General features: G+C 37.6%; 19 protein-coding genes and 1 pseudogene. 14 read left to right on the top strand and 6 right to left on the bottom strand.

What is annotated here, in order from left to right:
* Nucleotides 1–111 precede the first annotated feature (111 nt).
* Both BN161_RS20800 and BN161_RS28260 read left to right on the top strand, forming a co-directional pair.
* Nucleotides 112–345, top strand: a complete 234-nt coding sequence (locus BN161_RS20800) for a hypothetical protein (protein WP_044269889.1) — start codon at nucleotides 112–114, stop codon at nucleotides 343–345.
* Nucleotides 346–417: 72 nt separating this feature from the next.
* Nucleotides 418–1,047 (top strand): hypothetical protein, encoded by a 630-nt coding sequence (locus tag BN161_RS28260; protein WP_052356378.1) that lies wholly within the window; start codon nucleotides 418–420, stop codon nucleotides 1,045–1,047.
* 226 nt (nucleotides 1,048–1,273) lie between these two features.
* Here BN161_RS28260 and BN161_RS20790 read toward each other — a convergent pair whose 3' ends face one another.
* Nucleotides 1,274–1,648, bottom strand: coding sequence for a winged helix-turn-helix transcriptional regulator (locus BN161_RS20790; RefSeq protein ID WP_044269888.1), 375 nt, complete (start codon nucleotides 1,646–1,648; stop codon nucleotides 1,274–1,276).
* 237 nt (nucleotides 1,649–1,885) lie between these two features.
* On the opposite strand from BN161_RS20790, the gene BN161_RS20785 reads away from it, so the two are divergent.
* The 3 genes from BN161_RS20785 to BN161_RS20775 all read left to right on the top strand — a co-directional run bounded on the left by BN161_RS20785 (nucleotide 1,886) and on the right by BN161_RS20775 (nucleotide 3,663).
* On the top strand, nucleotides 1,886–2,335 hold the full coding sequence (locus BN161_RS20785) for a cupin domain-containing protein (RefSeq protein WP_044269887.1): 450 nt from the start codon (nucleotides 1,886–1,888) through the stop codon (nucleotides 2,333–2,335).
* Between the two features lie 22 nt (nucleotides 2,336–2,357).
* Nucleotides 2,358–3,194 (top strand): hypothetical protein, encoded by an 837-nt coding sequence (locus tag BN161_RS20780; protein WP_044269886.1) that lies wholly within the window; start codon nucleotides 2,358–2,360, stop codon nucleotides 3,192–3,194.
* Nucleotides 3,195–3,264: 70 nt separating this feature from the next.
* Entirely contained in the window at nucleotides 3,265–3,663 is a 399-nt protein-coding gene (locus BN161_RS20775; RefSeq protein WP_044269885.1) for a pyridoxamine 5'-phosphate oxidase family protein, read from the top strand.
* Between the two features lie 128 nt (nucleotides 3,664–3,791).
* Here the strand turns inward: BN161_RS20775 and BN161_RS20770 are convergent, their stop codons facing one another.
* A complete protein-coding gene (locus tag BN161_RS20770; RefSeq protein ID WP_262483930.1) occupies nucleotides 3,792–4,913 on the bottom strand; it encodes a Y-family DNA polymerase in 1,122 nt (373 codons plus the stop codon).
* 364 nt (nucleotides 4,914–5,277) lie between these two features.
* Between BN161_RS20770 and BN161_RS20765 the strand changes: the two genes are divergently transcribed.
* Both BN161_RS20765 and BN161_RS28865 read left to right on the top strand, forming a co-directional pair.
* Entirely contained in the window at nucleotides 5,278–5,727 is a 450-nt protein-coding gene (locus BN161_RS20765; RefSeq protein ID WP_044269883.1) for a LexA family protein, read from the top strand.
* A gap of 5 nt (nucleotides 5,728–5,732) precedes the next feature.
* Nucleotides 5,733–5,873 (top strand): annotated as a pseudogene (locus tag BN161_RS28865) (Y-family DNA polymerase); the annotation flags it as partial.
* Nucleotides 5,874–5,887: 14 nt separating this feature from the next.
* On the opposite strand, the gene BN161_RS20760 reads toward BN161_RS28865, so the two are convergent.
* From BN161_RS20760 to BN161_RS20750, 3 genes are all read right to left on the bottom strand, one after another.
* Entirely contained in the window at nucleotides 5,888–6,484 is a 597-nt protein-coding gene (locus tag BN161_RS20760; RefSeq protein ID WP_044269933.1) for a sugar O-acetyltransferase, read from the bottom strand.
* A gap of 30 nt (nucleotides 6,485–6,514) precedes the next feature.
* On the bottom strand, nucleotides 6,515–7,117 hold the full coding sequence (locus tag BN161_RS20755; protein WP_044269882.1) for an HAD family hydrolase: 603 nt from the start codon (nucleotides 7,115–7,117) through the stop codon (nucleotides 6,515–6,517).
* Nucleotides 7,118–7,237: 120 nt separating this feature from the next.
* Nucleotides 7,238–7,801: a Crp/Fnr family transcriptional regulator gene (locus BN161_RS20750; RefSeq protein WP_044269932.1), complete on the bottom strand. Its 564-nt coding sequence runs from the start codon at nucleotides 7,799–7,801 to the stop codon at nucleotides 7,238–7,240.
* Between the two features lie 446 nt (nucleotides 7,802–8,247).
* Here BN161_RS20750 and BN161_RS20745 point away from each other — a divergent pair, with 446 nt between their 5' ends.
* From BN161_RS20745 to BN161_RS20720, 5 genes are all read left to right on the top strand, one after another.
* Entirely contained in the window at nucleotides 8,248–8,637 is a 390-nt protein-coding gene (locus BN161_RS20745; protein WP_044269881.1) for a hypothetical protein, read from the top strand.
* Between the two features lie 242 nt (nucleotides 8,638–8,879).
* Nucleotides 8,880–9,350, top strand: a complete 471-nt coding sequence (locus BN161_RS20740; RefSeq protein ID WP_044269879.1) for a hypothetical protein — start codon at nucleotides 8,880–8,882, stop codon at nucleotides 9,348–9,350.
* A gap of 432 nt (nucleotides 9,351–9,782) precedes the next feature.
* Complete coding sequence (locus BN161_RS20730) at nucleotides 9,783–10,376, top strand: JAB domain-containing protein (protein ID WP_044269876.1); 594 nt, start codon at nucleotides 9,783–9,785, stop codon at nucleotides 10,374–10,376.
* 102 nt (nucleotides 10,377–10,478) lie between these two features.
* Nucleotides 10,479–10,706: a hypothetical protein gene (locus tag BN161_RS20725; RefSeq protein ID WP_044269874.1), complete on the top strand. Its 228-nt coding sequence runs from the start codon at nucleotides 10,479–10,481 to the stop codon at nucleotides 10,704–10,706.
* A complete protein-coding gene (locus BN161_RS20720) occupies nucleotides 10,703–11,701 on the top strand; it encodes a hypothetical protein (protein ID WP_044269872.1) in 999 nt (332 codons plus the stop codon). Before BN161_RS20725 ends, BN161_RS20720 begins: the two co-directional genes overlap by 4 nt.
* A gap of 1,224 nt (nucleotides 11,702–12,925) precedes the next feature.
* Here the strand turns inward: BN161_RS20720 and BN161_RS20710 are convergent.
* A complete protein-coding gene (locus BN161_RS20710; protein WP_044269868.1) occupies nucleotides 12,926–13,513 on the bottom strand; it encodes a recombinase family protein in 588 nt (195 codons plus the stop codon).
* A 766-nt stretch (nucleotides 13,514–14,279) separates the two neighbouring features.
* On the opposite strand from BN161_RS20710, the gene BN161_RS30175 reads away from it, so the two are divergent.
* Together BN161_RS30175 and dnaK are read left to right on the top strand one after the other, a co-directional pair.
* Nucleotides 14,280–15,038, top strand: a complete 759-nt coding sequence (locus BN161_RS30175; protein WP_044269866.1) for a hypothetical protein — start codon at nucleotides 14,280–14,282, stop codon at nucleotides 15,036–15,038.
* A gap of 239 nt (nucleotides 15,039–15,277) precedes the next feature.
* Nucleotides 15,278–16,840, top strand: a complete 1,563-nt coding sequence (gene dnaK / locus BN161_RS20695; protein WP_074435177.1) for a molecular chaperone DnaK — start codon at nucleotides 15,278–15,280, stop codon at nucleotides 16,838–16,840.
* Nucleotides 16,841–17,064: the final 224 nt, after the last annotated feature.

The raw sequence follows: 17,064 nt of genomic DNA, 5'->3' as shown, positions 1-17,064 counted from the left end.
TGAAACCTTGCATAAAGAGCCATAACACCTTTTGATGCGACATAATTAATCAAGCCCGAAAGTAGCTGATTGCTACAATAGGGAAAAAAGAAAACTCAAAATTTTAAGATTATGGCATGGTTAGCAGTAAACAAAGACAAGACAGAGTTAATAACGCCTGAAAAACCTGTTAGGGGTTGGGGTAATCAGTGGTATTACTCAGAGGAAGTATACGTCGAGTCCGAACAAGGGAGTGTATCAATTGAAATAGAACTCCCTAAAGGTTCTATTTACAAACTTATAGGCAAAGAACTGACATGGGATGACGAACCGATAGAATTAAAGATTGGAACGGAAAAGATGTAATAATAGAACGATGAAGTAAACGGAAAGGAAATAAAGAATAAAATAAAGAAGAATAAAATAAAGAAGAATAAAATGAATAAGAATAAAGCAGAAGATTACGAACCCTTTAATGTGGGTCTGACACAGGAAAAGACGCCTATCGCTTATCGGAACAAGGTAGAATGTTTGAAACTTTCCGGGATGTCGGATAAAGAAGCGTGCGAAATAGCTTTGGGTCCTATAGAGTTAGAGCTGTATTATGAAGTTGGTCATGGCTTGTTTGCCGTAGAAGCAGTTGAAAGTGGGGTGATTCACTCTCCCTATTCGGGCGAAGAACTGGAAGAGGATGAAAATGAAGAAGCTATCCAATATGCGAAAGAAGACATGAAAATAAATGCTTCACCAGGCATGTCTTCGATAGAATTAGCATATAGATTAAAAGCAAAGATAGATCAAATAGCCAGAGATGGTCTGATAGCCTGCTTTGAAGACAAATATGACACCATCAAAATCCACAAGAGAAGTGATAATGAATATTATTCTCTGGCCGTTTTGGATATGCCCTATGCTATTTTCTATTTCCAAAATATGCAGTTTGATGGTAACAGATTATCATTCTTAGGCGTGAATGAGTATGGCCTTGAGTCATTTATGGATGAATCAGAGTTGCCGGATAACGGCCTGCTATACTTGTATGACTTTATACAGACAGGTTGCTATTAAACGATAGAACTAAGGAGTAACGATTAGTAATGATAGTCCCACATATTCAGTGTTCCTATCATTTATTATCATTAATAATGAGTTTTATCAATTAGTTTAAGTCTTCTTTTTGATATTCTGATAAGCTTGCCGATTTTGGATGACCAAACTATAAATAAAAAATTTTACCCCTCTTTTATAGCATGTGTAGAATTGTAAATTATACCCACTTTACATTATCATAATATCATTTGCGAGCAACTGTCTTTCGGTCTGTTATAATTGCATCTATGTTTTCTAAAGCCCATCCTATCAGCGAATTTATGTGTGGCAATAGTGATTTCGCCCGTTTGGTGAGTGTATATTCCACCCGTGGTGGTACTTCGGGATATATAGTACGTGTCACATAGCCATCTTCTTCAAGAGTGCGGAGTGTTACTGTTAGCATCTTTTGTGAAATGTCAGGAATTTCACGCTGCAATTCCTTGAAGCGCACGGGACCTCCTCCATCTTTGTCGAGCGTGTAAATGGTCAGTAGCGACCATTTGTCGCTGATACGTGCCAGTACGTTTCGAATTGGGCAAGTGGGAAATAGGGCATTTTCTATTGTTGTTCTATCCATAATATGATGTGTTTCAAATTACTATACAAAGGTAAGTAAATATACTTTTATCTCCAAAAGAAAAAAATATAATAAAAAAATGCTTTTGTATTTGCCTGTATTTCAGCAATAGTTACTTCAAGGTAACTATCTGATAAACAAGTGCCTACTTGTATGAGCATAAAGTTTTCAATACCTTTGCGGCAGAAAAGTAACTAAGAAACATTATAATACTATTAATTTTAAAAGAAGGTAATTATGAAACAAATTGAGAAACTTGCGGAAGCAACGAATTTTAATGCCATCAACTTGGGTAAGTTAAGTGATTTAAATGAGTATGTATTGGAGCTCGGACCAGAAATTAAGATACCTGGTAAGGTGTTCGGTGGGGGCGTTCTCAATGTTACGGGCAGTGAATTCTCCATGCAGGTGTTTTCGCCTGGTGCTGAAACCGGATTTCTGCACACCCATAAGAACCATGAGGAACTTTACTTTTTCCTTAGTGGCAAAGGTGAATTTCAGGTGGATGGACAGGTATTTCCTGTGGAAGAGGGCAGTGTGGTGCGTGTATCTCCTGATGGAAAACGTAGTGTTCGAAATAATGGAACGAATCCGCTTGTGATGCTCTGTGTACAGTATCGTGGTAATACGTTCACGACAGAAGATGCAACTGACGGCGTGATACTGAATGCCCCAGTAAAGTGGTAAACAAAATAAAACAAAAAGAATCATGAAAAAGAAATTATTTGTTTTGGTATTGATACTTGTGGCTTTGGGTGCTTCGGCACAGGATAAAGGTCGTTTTGAAATGCACGATTTCGACAACTTCAAGTTGCACGTCTATTATACCAACGATGCGTTGGGGGATGCCAGTTATATCATAGAGGGTAATAACGCACTCATCACAATGGAGCAGCCACTTTTCAAGGATAATGTGGTGGAGTTCGACGCTTATCTCTCCAAACTGAACAAACCTGTGGAGCAGCGTATCACCGACTATCATGTAGGCGGTACGGCTAATCATGAAGTGATTATGCCTGAAGGTATGCCGGAGTTCACGCAAGGTACAGTGTATGGCGGCATGATGCAGAACTTCGCACAGGCTTTCGGTGATGCCCTTACTACAATGCCTACAGGCAAAATCTCGGAAGTGGCATTCGGCTCGATAAAGACATACGATGATATAACATTTGAGTTCCATCATGGAGCATCGAGCGACTTCCCCGGTGCAAGCATACTGATTGGCAAAAAAGTATACTATACACATTGGGCTCCATCCAGGTCACATGCTAGCCACTTACAGATATCTTCTCCGGCAGCGATAGATGCTGAAATAGCTGAAAGCAAGAATGCTTTGCGGTCAGGAGCTAAACTGTTCATTGGCGGTCATGGCGGTACGGCAAAGGCCGATGTCGTCGGGTTCAGAATCGATTATTTGAAGATCATGAAGAAACTGTTGGCTGAAAACAAAACGCAGGAAGCCTTCGTCGAAGCTATGAAGAAAGCCTATCCTGACCTTTCCGGTATAGGTGGATTGGGAGAATTGGCAAAGGTTTTATACAAATAAGATATATTATGGCTTGTATGTTCCGTTACCTGTAGGGCTACGGAACATACAGTTTAAATCAATGTAGAATATGGAAAAGGTATTTGACTTTTTAAGGAAGCATAAAGAAGTAGCATTCGCCACTGTGGAAGGCAATAAACCGAAAATTCGGGTATTCCAAATCATGAAACAGGAAATAGCCAGCCTTTATTTAGTCACAGCATCCAGAAAAGAAGTCTATCGGCAATTACAACTAAATCCCAGTGTAGAAGTACTTGCTATGGTGAACAACATCTCTGTTCGTGTTATGGGACAAGTTGTGTTTGATGTGGACGATAAAGTAGCGCAGGGGATATATACCGCCAATCCGGTACTACCACGGCTTTACAAATCATATACGGATTTAGTCTATTTTCGCCTGTCCATCGGTCAAGTAGACTATTATAACCTGTCACCAAATCCTCCCGTTTTTGAACATTACAGTTTATAAAAACAGATAATGTTACATAAAAAATATAGGAATGAACCGAAAGAGCATATACTGCTCAAGAATAAATAAGCTCTATTAAAGTATATTGAAATTTGTCATATCGAAAATAAAAAATAATTCTAAGTAGGTCATTTAACGACTACTTGAATTAAATCATTCATATTAGTTGTGTATTGTTTGGATATATACTCATTTTTTAATTTCCACTTTCTACCGGAGCCTTGGGATGCTATTTTTAGTAACTGGGGACCATATTTAAGGTTTATACGATCAAGGACATTGAGCACTTTTTGTTGTTTGTCCCGATCGCATTTATCAAATATATTTAATTGGATATTGTTTTCAGGAACGATATCGGTAACAATAACGCCAGCCTTTTTGTATAAATACCCTTCTCTATATATGTTTTGTAATATTTCCCGGGAATAATGAATTAGTTCCAATACGCTACTAGTTGCTACAGGTATTGAGATGGCCTGACTTTGGTAAAGTTGCGGCAAATCTTCCCGAAACCGGTTTGTTTGGATAAAGACTTGAAGTGCACTTGCACATGAATGCTGTCTCCTTAGTTTTCTGGCACATGAAGCCGCAAAATTAGCAATAGCCTCCATTAATGTTTCAAAATCACCAAGCATATCTCTAAAACTTCTGGATGTACAAATGGATTTTTTATTTGGAATATAATCTTCCAGACTGAATACTGGAATGCCGTTTAACTCTTTCCAGGTTCTGGCTCCAGTAACGGTCAGAATATTCTTTACCCATGACTCTTTTTTCTGTACAAAATCAAAGGCTGTTTTAATATTATAATATTCTAATTTTTTTTGTTGGCGATATCCGATGCCCCAGACATCTCCGATGCTAAGTTGCTGAAGAGCTTTTATTCTTTTTTCTTCAGTATCAATAATACATACACCCTCATACCTTTTGTGTTTTTTAGCATATTTTGAAGCAACTTTTGCTAAAGTCTTTGTTTCAGCTATCCCCATAGATACTGGGATTCCTGTACCCTTTGTGACTGAATTTATAATGTTTTTGCCATAATCGCGCAGATTATAGTTTTGAAAACCACGAAGTGATAAAAAGCATTCATCAATCGAGTATACTTCCATCTCTTGAATGAAATCGTGCAACATTGACATAACTCTGCGGCTCATATCTCCATAAAGTGCATAGTTGCTAGAAAAAATAGCAATATTGTATTTCTCTAGTAATGGTTTGAGTTTAAAAACAGGTTCTCCCATAGGAATACCTAAAGCCTTAGGGCCGGAATACCCAACTTCTGGGTGACACTCTCGATGGCAAAAATCATAAACTCCATGACTTTGCCATCAACGACGGGAGCTGATTGGCTTGAATGTAGCATAGCTATATCTCTATTATCTTGGTGTAAGATGTAAAAATATAGTGTTTATTCTTGCAACATTCATCGTTTGTTCGGCATATTTTATGATTATCAAGAGAGAGTATCGTGATATTGCTATGCAAAAGTTTTTGTTAACGATGAGCAGACATATTGAAAAGGTACGATTAGTGGTTAGCAAAGAAAACACAATAATCTTTAAGCAGCAATCAAATGAACGGGTAATTTGTTACTTTTGAAAATGATTGGGTATGAAAAAGTGGCTAAGCTTATATAAGGCAGATGTGTTGAGTAAACAACTTTTACCTTTTGCTGATGAGGGGATAAGAGCCGGTTTCCCGAGTCCTGCTCAGGACTATATGGAAATGGCACTGGATTTGAACAAGGAACTGATTAAAAATCCTGCTTCTACTTTTTTAGGACGTGTCAAAGGAACCTCCATGAAGGATGAAAACATTTCAGATGGAGACATATTAGTAATAGACAAATCACTCGACTTAGAGAATAATGATTTGGCAGTTTGCTATATTGACGGAGAGTTCACTCTGAAGCGGGTAGAGATAGATAAAAATGCAAAAATTGTATGGCTCGTGCCTTCTAATACCGAATTCCCTAGGATAAAAGTTACAGAAGATAATCAATTCTGGGTATGGGGTATTGTGGTATATACTATAAAAAAGAACAGAAAAAGAAGAGTATAAAATAAATGTATGGTATAGTGGATTGTAACAACTTCTATGCAAGTTGTGAAAGAGTGTTCCAACCTAATTTGAGAGGTGTTCCGATCGTTGTTTTATCAAATAATGACGGTTGTGTGGTAGCTAGAAGCAATGAAGCTAACCCTTTATAACCGTTTAGAAATCACCTTCTTTCTGCAAATCGTTTAATTATTCTGGCGGGGACACCACCAATCAGGCAGTCTCCGGGAAATGATTTTGTCACTACCGCTCCTGCGGCAACGGTAACATTGTCGCCGAGCGTCACACCACCGAGCAGGATTGCTCCGGCACCTATCCAGCAGCCGTTACCGATGGTCACGGGTTTTGCATAAGTCTTACAGAAGTAAGCTTGTGGATTATCCGGAAATTCGGGATTACGACGCTCTTCCCATTCGACTGGATGGGATGCCGTGTTGATTTGGACTCCGGGAGCGATCAGGACGTTGTCGCCAATCGTAATCTTATTGCAGTCAATCAATGTGCAGCGATAGTTAATCGATACATTATTACCAAGATAGATATTGCATCCGAATCCACAGATAAATTCATCCCTGACGGAACAATTCGTGCCAATGCCACCGAACAATTCCCTGAGCATTGCATAACGTTCCGGTCTCCGCTCATAAGGCAAAGCATTATAGCGTTGCATCCATCGTGTTGCAACAGACTTCATTTCAATGAATACTTTGTCGTGGCAATCGTAAAACTCGCCCGCCATGCACTTTTCAAGTTCTGTCATATACTTCCTTTCAGTTACCATGTTATTAGATTATTCCGCACAAATCCGTTCCACATCGGCAGCATAGTTTTCCGGAGAGATAAACAGCACAGCATTCATACCGACCGACTTCGCACTCTCTACATTTTCTATCCTGTCATCGGTGAACAGGCATTCAGCCGGTTCAAGACCATAACGTTCACATAAGCGCAGATAGATTTCCTTCTCCGGTTTAACCAGATGCTCTTCGCACGAAATGACCTGTCCGTCGAGCAAATTAAAAATCTCATATTTGTATATCACCTCATAGACATCACTGCACCAGTTACTCAGTCCGTAGAGCCTGAAACCTTTAGCTTTGAGTTTACTCAGCACTTCCCTCATCCCCTCTATTTCTGTTACCTCTGCCAGATAATTGTCACGAAAAAAACGGAGAGCGTCAGAGTAGAGAGGATTATTGCGTTGCGTCTCCCTTATCAGCTCATCTAATGGGATAATACCACGGTCACAAGCTTCGGTAAATTCCGGAGAGGCTAAAATAGCCATGCAACGCTCCATTGCCTCTTTCTCTTCCTTGAAATAGTGTTCAAGAACAGCGTGCAAATCGTGGTTCACGAGGACTTTCCCGAAGTCAAATATAAGATTCTTTATCATTGTTCCAGATCCGATTTAGTTAATGTTTTATTCATTATAGTCTGCGTATATACACCACTATCTCGTGCAAAAATACGGAATGGCCCCCATTCTAATTTTAACCTATGTGAAAAAAATCACTCAATATTTGGACCTGATTCTACTGAGGGAGGGTTGGGCTATTCCCAAAAAAGAGGCGATATGTCCTAAATTTACCCGGTTGAAGATATCGGGATATTCCTTTATCAATTTTTCGTAGCGTTCTCGGGCTGATAGATTCAGTTGGGAAATATGGGTATCTTGCAGTCGGAGGAAATTTTCCTGCTGCAACACCCGCATCCAGTTTGCGATATCTATCCGGTACTTATACAGGTCGTTTAGCTTTTCTATGGAAATGGAACAGGCCGTTGTCTCTTCCACCGTTTCCACGTATTCAAATCCTGCCTTGTTACGGTATAAATCCCAGGAGCCGCAAGTAACGTCCCCTTTTATCGAGAACCAGGTAGTTATTTCCTTGCCGTCATGCAGGATATAAGAGCGCGTCATGCCTTTCTCTATGAAATAGACCTGCCTGTCCAGACGTCCGGCTTGTATAATAACAGTGTTAGCTGGAAAGACATGCTGTTTGAAACAACTTCTTAACAGCTCCAACGACTCATCCGAAACCGGATAGTATTCTTTTATTCTTCTTATTATATTGTTCATAGCCATATACTTTCTTCCTCTACAAAGGTACGAAAACGTGCAGAACACATTCCGGTCATCTTAAAAAAGTTACATTCCGCATCAACTCTCAGGATTCGTCTATTTTATTCTGCAAAGTTAATTGCCTGCTTACATTTTAGTTTTGATAATCTAAATTTTCCTACAGCAACCACTTTTAATCTTGACTGGTGACTTATAATTGTCTTATTAGACTTTAGCTGGAGAAATCTCGTTTATTCTTTTCTGCAAAGTAAGTTACATTTATCATATTCTCTGCAAAATCTCCCGATGGACTTTAAAGATAAATCTTCCTTTTCGATAGCGAAAAGAGTATTTATCAAAAAGTTTAGCAGGAATATAACGTAACTCGTGAGCAGAAAAAATAAACGTTCTCTCCAATTTATTATTACAGGGAAACAATATTAATCATTTAAAAAGTAGCAATCATGAACATTCAACATTTGTGCCGTATACTTCGCAATAAAGTGACGGAGATTCAACAAGAGAAGCGTAGGCAACGGTTAGGTATTACACCTTATCTCCCGATTCACAAAAATATCTCAAGTTTAATACGTATGAATGTGATTGAGCCAATAGTACAAGATCTGTGTCAAGAGACGGGTGAGCATATCATTATCCAAGCTGGACTTTCAACGGGATTTTATAAACTGTTAGTGGATGGAAGGGCCTTTATTGTAATTTATGTCCCTAATCCGGCATCGGGATTAATTTATGTGAAATATTTAAATAATCAAGGATTACAGTGTGCACCTGCTAAACAGCTAAATGACACTTCTCAAATAATAAGTTATTTAAAAAAATTCAAGGATGTGTGAACTTTATGGGTGTTCTATGAATTTTCATAGAACACTCCATTAAATTATAATGGAGATTTCATAAAGCAGAAAGCTGTTTTATAGAAAGGCAATTTTTGTGCTTGTTTTATTCGTATTATATTGAGAAATACTATCTTTGCACAAAAGAAAGTTGTTTTACATTCTCAATTGAAAATTTTAGTTTAAGCGAACAAAATACCTGCCAAGCCTAAAGAAAATAATTACAATATTTAGAATAGAAGATGATATTAGAGAAAAAAGTAACCCCAAAGACTCAGATAAAAGATCTAATAAACGGGGATAAGGCAGTTTACCGAGATGAAAAACATCCAAAGTATATTGATGCCAAGTTGATTTCAATAAACGAATATGTTGGCTCCTCTCATAAAGAACGTGCAGAAGTGCGTTTAAAGGTGTTGGAGGAAAATCCTGGAACAATGCAGATCTCTCTCTTTGGTAAAGAATTGCTATTGGTGCGTTCGTCAGCAGTAGGGCAAGCCATAAATTTTGTAGGAGAAATAACAGAAGAAGATTTTCGATTGTTTACAGGAAATACTTATTCCCCTATTTTAGACCGAGAACGGAAATATATACTATCTGTTACGGACAACATGACGGTGCAGGCTGAAGTTTTTACCCGACGTTCAGAAAATTTTTCATGGCGTTCAAAAGGGTGGAAATATATTGATGAATGTTTTGTTTCTATAAAATAAAGAGATTCTCATAGAACATTTTAAGTTGAAATGGTTGTTACCGGATAAATGGTAACAACCTTCGTATAGTCATTATTAATATTAGTGATGTTAAGTACTCTTCTAATAACCTGATGGGTCTTCGCTTGTATTAACATGGGTGTCTTTCTTTTACTTATCAACAACGTTTTTCCTTTTATACTTATTTTTTCCCCTTTTTTATTTTCTAAGGCTACTACTCTTAGAACTTTATTTATCGGCAAATATAAATTGAGAGCTCGAAAGTGAGAAGTTGTTTGCTTCGCATTGTCTCGATAAAATATTAGCCGTTCCGTTTGATATTTTGTCGGTCAAAACTTCTCTTATTCTAGCTATCTCTTACTTCAAGCCGAAAATAAAGTCCTAAGAGCCAATGCTTAAAATAGGGCATTGAACGATTAAATTAAAAAACGAATGAAAAAAGAAACAATTTTTGAGTTAAACGAGAGTTATCGGTTGATGGAGGATCAGGAGCTGGCCTATATGTTAACCGAAAATATGGACTTCGTTCAGAAGCACGAAGAAATTACTTCTATGCGGCAAATATTGGAAGAGATGCCACCCTTAAAAAGGAAAATAGCACTTGCTGCTATTGAACTTTATAAGAGGAACTGTTCGGTTGCTGGTTTACATCCCATCATAAATTGCAGCCAGGATATTTATTATCTTATGCAACCGGTAATGGAAGATCTGGTGACTGAAGAATGCTGGATTATCTTATTGAACCATGCATCAGGGGTAATCCGAAAAATTAGGATCTCCTGCGGAGGATATACCTCAGTACCGATAGATGTTCGTGTGGTTCTTCGCGAAGCCTTATTATATAGGGCAACTCGTTTGGTTTTATGTCATAATCATCCTTCAGGTAATACCACTCCGAGTGTAGATGATGATCGGATTACTCAGACGCTTTGCCAGGCGGCGGCTCAGGTTGATATTTCTGTAACTGACCATATAATTGTGTCAAACGAAAGCTACTACAGTTATGCAGATCATGAAAGGATATAGACTGAGTTATAAATGATTTTTTGAAGAATTTCGAAGATGCTATATGGTATTATTCTATAATTTAATTTACCTTTGCTAATAAAAGACTGATGTATATAATTTATGGATGATAATGTTATACTTATTACGACAAAGCAGATTGAGACAATTGAGGATCGTCTGGCTATTGCCGAACATTCTACATTAATGAATATGGGAACAAAAGGTGTCGTATGCGTTGATAAAGACCATCCGGAGTATTCGAAGTTTCTTAAATTAGCTATAGACTATGCTATAGCTTTCGGAAATACGGAAGAAGCAGAAAGGCTTAAGAAGGAAAATCCCTCATGATGGAACTCTCGATCACAGAACATATACCTGCAATCCGTAATTTGAATAATATTTATGTTAATATTATTGCAGAAGGTGAAATCTCTTATCCACAGCAAGTCTTTATAACCGAGTACTATAACTCCTACAAAAATTTTGAAGCTGTAGAAAATATGATTCTTCGGCTATTTATGAATACGGATAAAGATAAATTTGAGCTTCTTCTTTCGATCTTGGAAGATGAAGTTCTAAGAAATCTTTATTTGTATCATATCATTCCGACTTTGTGGCAAAAACTCGATACTGACCAGATTTGTCGTCAGCAAGGAACATTTTATGAGAATGCCATTCAACTACAAACAAATATTGTGGGTGAGCTTGATAAGGAATGTATACTTATATCTGGACAGTTGGATTATTGTGGCTTTCAGGGGATTTCCGAGCAAGAACAAAGATTATTGGATGATAGAATCGGCGAGCTAAACCAAAGCTATCGATATGAGAAAGCCAAATTGTCTGAACTTTTTGATAATGCACATGAGTATATGCTTCAAGTCTCCCATTATTGCGAGAATCATTTTGAGGAAATACAGAAAATGCATACCTATTGGAATCTGATGTTTGGCGCTTATAGGAAGATAATGGTTGGAAATCCAGTAAAAGTAAAAGAGGATGTTGTGAAAGATCATCCTGGTATAATGCCGGATAATATTTTTCATAAAACAAAGTATGACAGATTCCTTCTTTTGGAAGAGCGTCTTCGCCAGGATGGTTATTTAAGTGAAACCCAACATTGGGTGATAAAGCACAAAAATGGACATCGGGATATCCGGTCACTTGTTATTTTCATTGTCGGTCTTTTGGATAATGGGTATTTCTTGCCTAATAAGGATTCTCTAATCAGATCATTTTTTGAGAGTCACTATCAGCTCTCTATCGGGCAGAATTTTGAACCAAGACGGCGACAATCTTTTCAGGATAAATACAGATTAGTTTATATTGATTATCCTTTCTAAATAGGTGGCGGAGCTTAATTTTATATTACGGCCGTAATACGATTCTGTTATATTGAATGATAATTTAACTTTCATCAAATCAGTCTTTTATCAAGGATTGATTACGATTCTTTTTTATTTTGTTTCCCCTACCCTATTTTTGTAGCCATACTATTAAAAATAACCGGATAGCTATTGGGTAAAAGGTAACATCAATATGATAAGCAGACTGTGTGTACTTAAAGAGTCAGTAATAAGATTCGTTTATATCGTTATTAAGGAATCTCTTCCAGAATTCCTTTGTCTTTTACTTTCTTTTTGTTTTTATTTGTTCTATGACTCTTTCCTGTACCTATATGCTGGTTTCCCTTTAATTCTCAGCTATAATGCCCTAAATATCGAATACTCTTCGGTCTCTTTGGGAGGTACGCGTGTATTAGTTATTTATACAATATTATTAGTACTCTTTTATCTTTTGGGCGCTCCAAAAGTCTTATGGGGTCTATGTTTATTTTTGGGGATAGCTATCTTAGTCTTCAGTAGCCGACAATCCTTTGCGAGTCGCATCTATTCTTTGGCCAAACATCTATTTTTGGGGTTCTATTATGCGGCTGGCTTCCTCCTTTTGGTAATTATTGCCTATGTGATTGCTTCCCTATTTGTCAGTAATCAGGAATCTTTGAAGCAGTTCTTCTTATATAGTTGCATGTTTGCTTTTGTTTTTATTTGGCCTTTAATGTTTTTCACGATAGATCGAAGAATGCGTGATAGAGAAGTGGAACCTCCGACATGGCTTAGGTGGTTGCACCTAATTTTTGCAGAAACATTTGTTATCATATTGGCAATATACTGGGAATATATGATTTTTCGAATGTTTATTACCTCGTTGTTTCCACGTCCGTATGTTGTGTACATGGTTATTGCTACCATCTTCTTTGTCGAGAGTGTAGCACAGTTACATAAATATTCACCGCGTAATTGGAATCATTATTTCTTCTCGTGCAGAGATCTTTTTTATATCTCCTTATTTCTTATTGGAATCTCTTCACTTTATATCGAATATCAGATAATAGGATTAGGCTTGCGTATTTACGCTGTATCAGGATTAATGCTATATTTGTCGGTTGTTGTTGTAGTGAGGACTTTCAACATAAATCGAATCCGGACAGTACTACGTAGACTAACCCTATATTATTTTTTGCTTTGGCTTTATTTGCTGTTGTAGCCAAGCTTTTTCTTTGAGTATTAATTCTTCTTTTGGTTGCGCCTGTTTGTTTCAACGCCCTTCTCTTTTAGAATGCGATAAAGAGAGCCTTTACTATGTATATTTGTTTCTTGGCGGATTTCGTCTATAGAGTAGCCACCTAAATAAAGTTCTACGATACGCTGATTTCTATTATTCCGTTCTTGAGACTCTTTAGCACTGAAACGCCTTCTTAAAGTTTGCAACCGGGAGCTCGCTTTCCTTAGTGAGAAAATATCTTGTGGAAGTCGTCCGATAACATTGAATATATTGGCGGTAGAAGCAGGAAACATCAAATCTTCCGAGTCAATTCGGTCTCTCAGGGAAATGATTCTTATATTGGCCTCCCGGCAAAAATCAAGTAGAGTGGCAAGTTCTCGGGTACCTCTTACTGCATTTCGGAATTGGATGATGACTAATGTGTCATTCCTATCCAAACTAATCATTAACTTCCGCCATTTGGGACGGCTAACTTCATCTTCTTCTCTTTCTTGGATAATGGTCTTACAACCTACGGTTTCAAGAGATTTTAAATCTTCTTCTTGACGGTCGTTCGTGCTACTAAGCATAATATAACCAACTTTTGACATAACTATTAATTTTCGAGGTTTGAGTTGCAAAGGTACGATTTAAAATGAAAATACAAATAATCGTACTATAAAATAGTACTTCATTAACTTTAATGTACAACTTGAATAAAATGGTACTAATTATGATACTATATATCTACTTTATACTATTTATTTCTTCTGGTTAGTACCAAGAAGCTGTTATAGCTATCGTTATTATTGAAGAATGGCCAATATCAGTATTATGTATTATAATATAAATAGTACTTAGATAAATATAATAATGCATTGATAACGAGAAAATAAACAAGTACGATAAATGAAGTACGATATGAAGTATAAAAACTAAAATTCATTAAAGAGTACGTAGAATTAATTACTTTTGTAATAATATCCCTACATTTGCCATCCAATTTAAAACGATGATGCAAAGTTATCTACATTTCACACATATAAACAGCAATATTGGATTCTATAAATCCATTGATATCTTGACTGATAGACCTTATATACGGATATATCGGGCCTCTCTACCCTCTCTATTCATAAGCCAATAGAAACAATAAATTATTAAATAAATAGTATGAAATCCTTTAGGTGCTTCATTGGCTTTTGGGGGGCTTTTTGCCCTTTTACAAGTAGTATATTTGATATAGTACAATATTAAGTACGATATATCACTCGATACAGAATCAATCTTCATTTAATCGGAATAGATAAGACTAATTATTCGTACTCTGGTTATTCTTCTATATTATCTATTTTAGTAATATTTCAGTTTGCTGTTTTGGTCTTTTCTTCTTGTTCTTTCAATGCAAAGCGAAGTCCGTTATCTGATAAAAACGACGCTTTTGCCAGATATGAAGGGTTTCTGGACTCTATTGAAGGTGATGAAAAATGTTCTTTTAAGAAATTACCGGAACTTTTAAACAGATGGAAATCCCTTGAAGACACAGTACTTTGGTTTATCTTCAGAGATACTTTAGAGGAGCACACGAATGATATAGTAAGATGTTCCCAGATAGGCAGCCGTGTCCACCGAACTGTTAATCATATTATAGATGGACAAGTCTGTGGCTTGGACGATCTGGTAAAAATCCAGTATGGTTTTCCATTATTGTGCTTGAATCAAAAACAACTGTATTTTCAGCATGAGGGTGAACTCTATTTTAATGGAATGGATTCGAATCCTGTTCAGCTTAAAAAGGCTAAACAGGTATTAAGCGGTTATAAAAATATGCTTGGAGGATGGTCGCAGAATGGGTTCAGGACGCGAGAAGATATTATGTCCTTTCTGAAGGAAGAAGATTACTACTATCGTCTGTTTTTGTGTAATCTTTATGAATACTCTTCGCATGATATGATGCCGATTATTCATTCAACGGAGAATTTACTTGCGCGAATGGCTGCCGATATACGTAAATATTCCCTTGATTGGAATGAGATTTCCATTTATATGGCTGTTCGAACGAACCGGAGGCTTATTCAGAATGCAACTGCCTGCCTGTTATCTCTTGATCAGGGAATTTTACAAACAAAGCGGTAAGCTATGCTGACGGTTTCCATGCTTCTTAATCCTTATGCAGATTTCAACTGGCTTGCGCTCGCTATGCGGACTTCCGGTCAGTATGGTCAACTTTTGGAAATGAGTGGAAAAATATCCAAAGCTATTCATACAATGGAATGTAAACAATTAGTTTCAGTCTCAAACATTGATAGCCTATCTAATAAACTTATTAAAGAGTATATAGCTTTTGTGATGAACCATTAAAAAGTAAGTAGCTGATGAAGAAAATTATAGGTATTGATTTAGGTACGACAAATTCGTGTGTTGCTCTGTACGAGGGAAACCAGGTTGTTGTTTTGCCAAACAACGAAGGCAAAAGGACAACTCCATCAGTTGTTGCTTTTACCTCTATGGGCATCAAGGTGGGAGATTCTGCCAGAAGACAAGCAATTGTTAATCCGAAGCAAACAGTCTTCTCTGTCAAGCGGTTTATGGGAGAATCTTATAAGGATATAAAAGCCATGGGGAACCAAATGCCATATCCTGTCAAGGTAACAGATAATGGTGGAGTCGCGTTCCCGATTGGAAATAAAGATTATACACCACAGGAAATATCGGCACATATCCTTTGTAATATTAAGAGGATTGCTGAAGAGCATCTGGGGCAGGAAGTGACGGATGCGGTTATAACAGTACCGGCTTATTTTACAGAGAAACAGCGATTGGCTACGAAAGAAGCGGGCCATATTGCCAATCTAAATGTAAGGCGTATCTTGAATGAACCGACAGCTGCAGCACTAGCTTATGGCATACAAGATGGTACGCCAGGTAAGATTGCTGTGTTTGACCTGGGGGGAGGTACTTTTGATATTTCTATTCTGGACTGTGATGCGGGGTTTTATGAGGTGATGGCTACCGGTGGTAACTCACATTTGGGTGGAGATGATTTTGACAAGGTGATTATGGATTGGCTGATGGGGGATTTCTATAAAAAGCATGGAGTAGAACTTTGGCTTTTTCCGGAAGCGTTGCAACGTGTAAGAGAGGCTGCTGAACAAGCAAAGATAGAACTCTCTTCAAGTGACTTTGTAGAAATTAAGATTCCGTATATAGTCGCATCTGGTAATGTCCCCCTCCACCTGCAACATACATTGACCCGAGAGAAATTCGAGCAACTTGTTGAGCCGCTTGTTGCCCAATGTTACCTGCCTTGTGAGAAAGCTGTTAGCGATGCTGGTATATCTTTATCTGAGATTGACCGGATCCTCTTGGTTGGTGGCTCAACTCGTATGCCGGTTATAAAAAGAATGGTCCGGCAGTATTTTGGACTGGAACCTTCGCATTGCGTCAATCCCGATGAAATTGTAGCTATGGGGGCCGCATGGGAGGGAGCATTGTTGAATAAGGAATTTGAGAGTGTAATATTGATGGATGTTACTCCTTTGACATTAGGTGTACAGACAGAAAACGGAGTAATGTCACCCATAATTCATGCAAATGAAACAATACCGATAAGCCGCCACGACTATTTTACTACAACTGAAGATTTTCAGGAAGTTGTAACGATACAAATTCTTCAAGGAGAAGGATATTTTGCGAAAACAAATAAACTGATTGGAACTTTCACTCTGAGTGGACTCTCTCCTGCCAAGGCCGGAGAACCGCGTATTAAGATTTTGTTTGATTTGGACAAGGACGGATTGCTGACTGTTAAAGCATTGGATGAAGGTTCTGGAAATTCCGGAGAAATCCGTATTGAACAATCTGGTAGTTTCATGCGGGAAGAAATTGACCGTATGCGTGCAGATGCCACGCAAAATGAGTGCCGGGAACGAAAGTAGAAAGAATGAGTTTGCAAATATCTCTAATCTAAGAACATAGTAGATCAGATTAAGGAATGGATGGAAAAATTGGATCGCCGGATATTCGATGATGATATAAGTATATCGTTATCGCCTATCAACCAATATTCAAGTAAAGTAATCGAAGAAGATTCCGAAGGACTCTCCTGCATCTTTGAGAAAATGAATGTTGCATGTGAGACACTCGAAAAAATCTCTTCAAA

The organism is Bacteroides timonensis (assembly GCF_000513195.1).
GTDB classification, from domain to species: Bacteria; Bacteroidota; Bacteroidia; order Bacteroidales; family Bacteroidaceae; genus Bacteroides; species Bacteroides timonensis.
The sequence above is the reverse complement of the archived record's forward strand: the minus strand, read 5'-3'. Positions and strand labels throughout refer to the sequence as shown.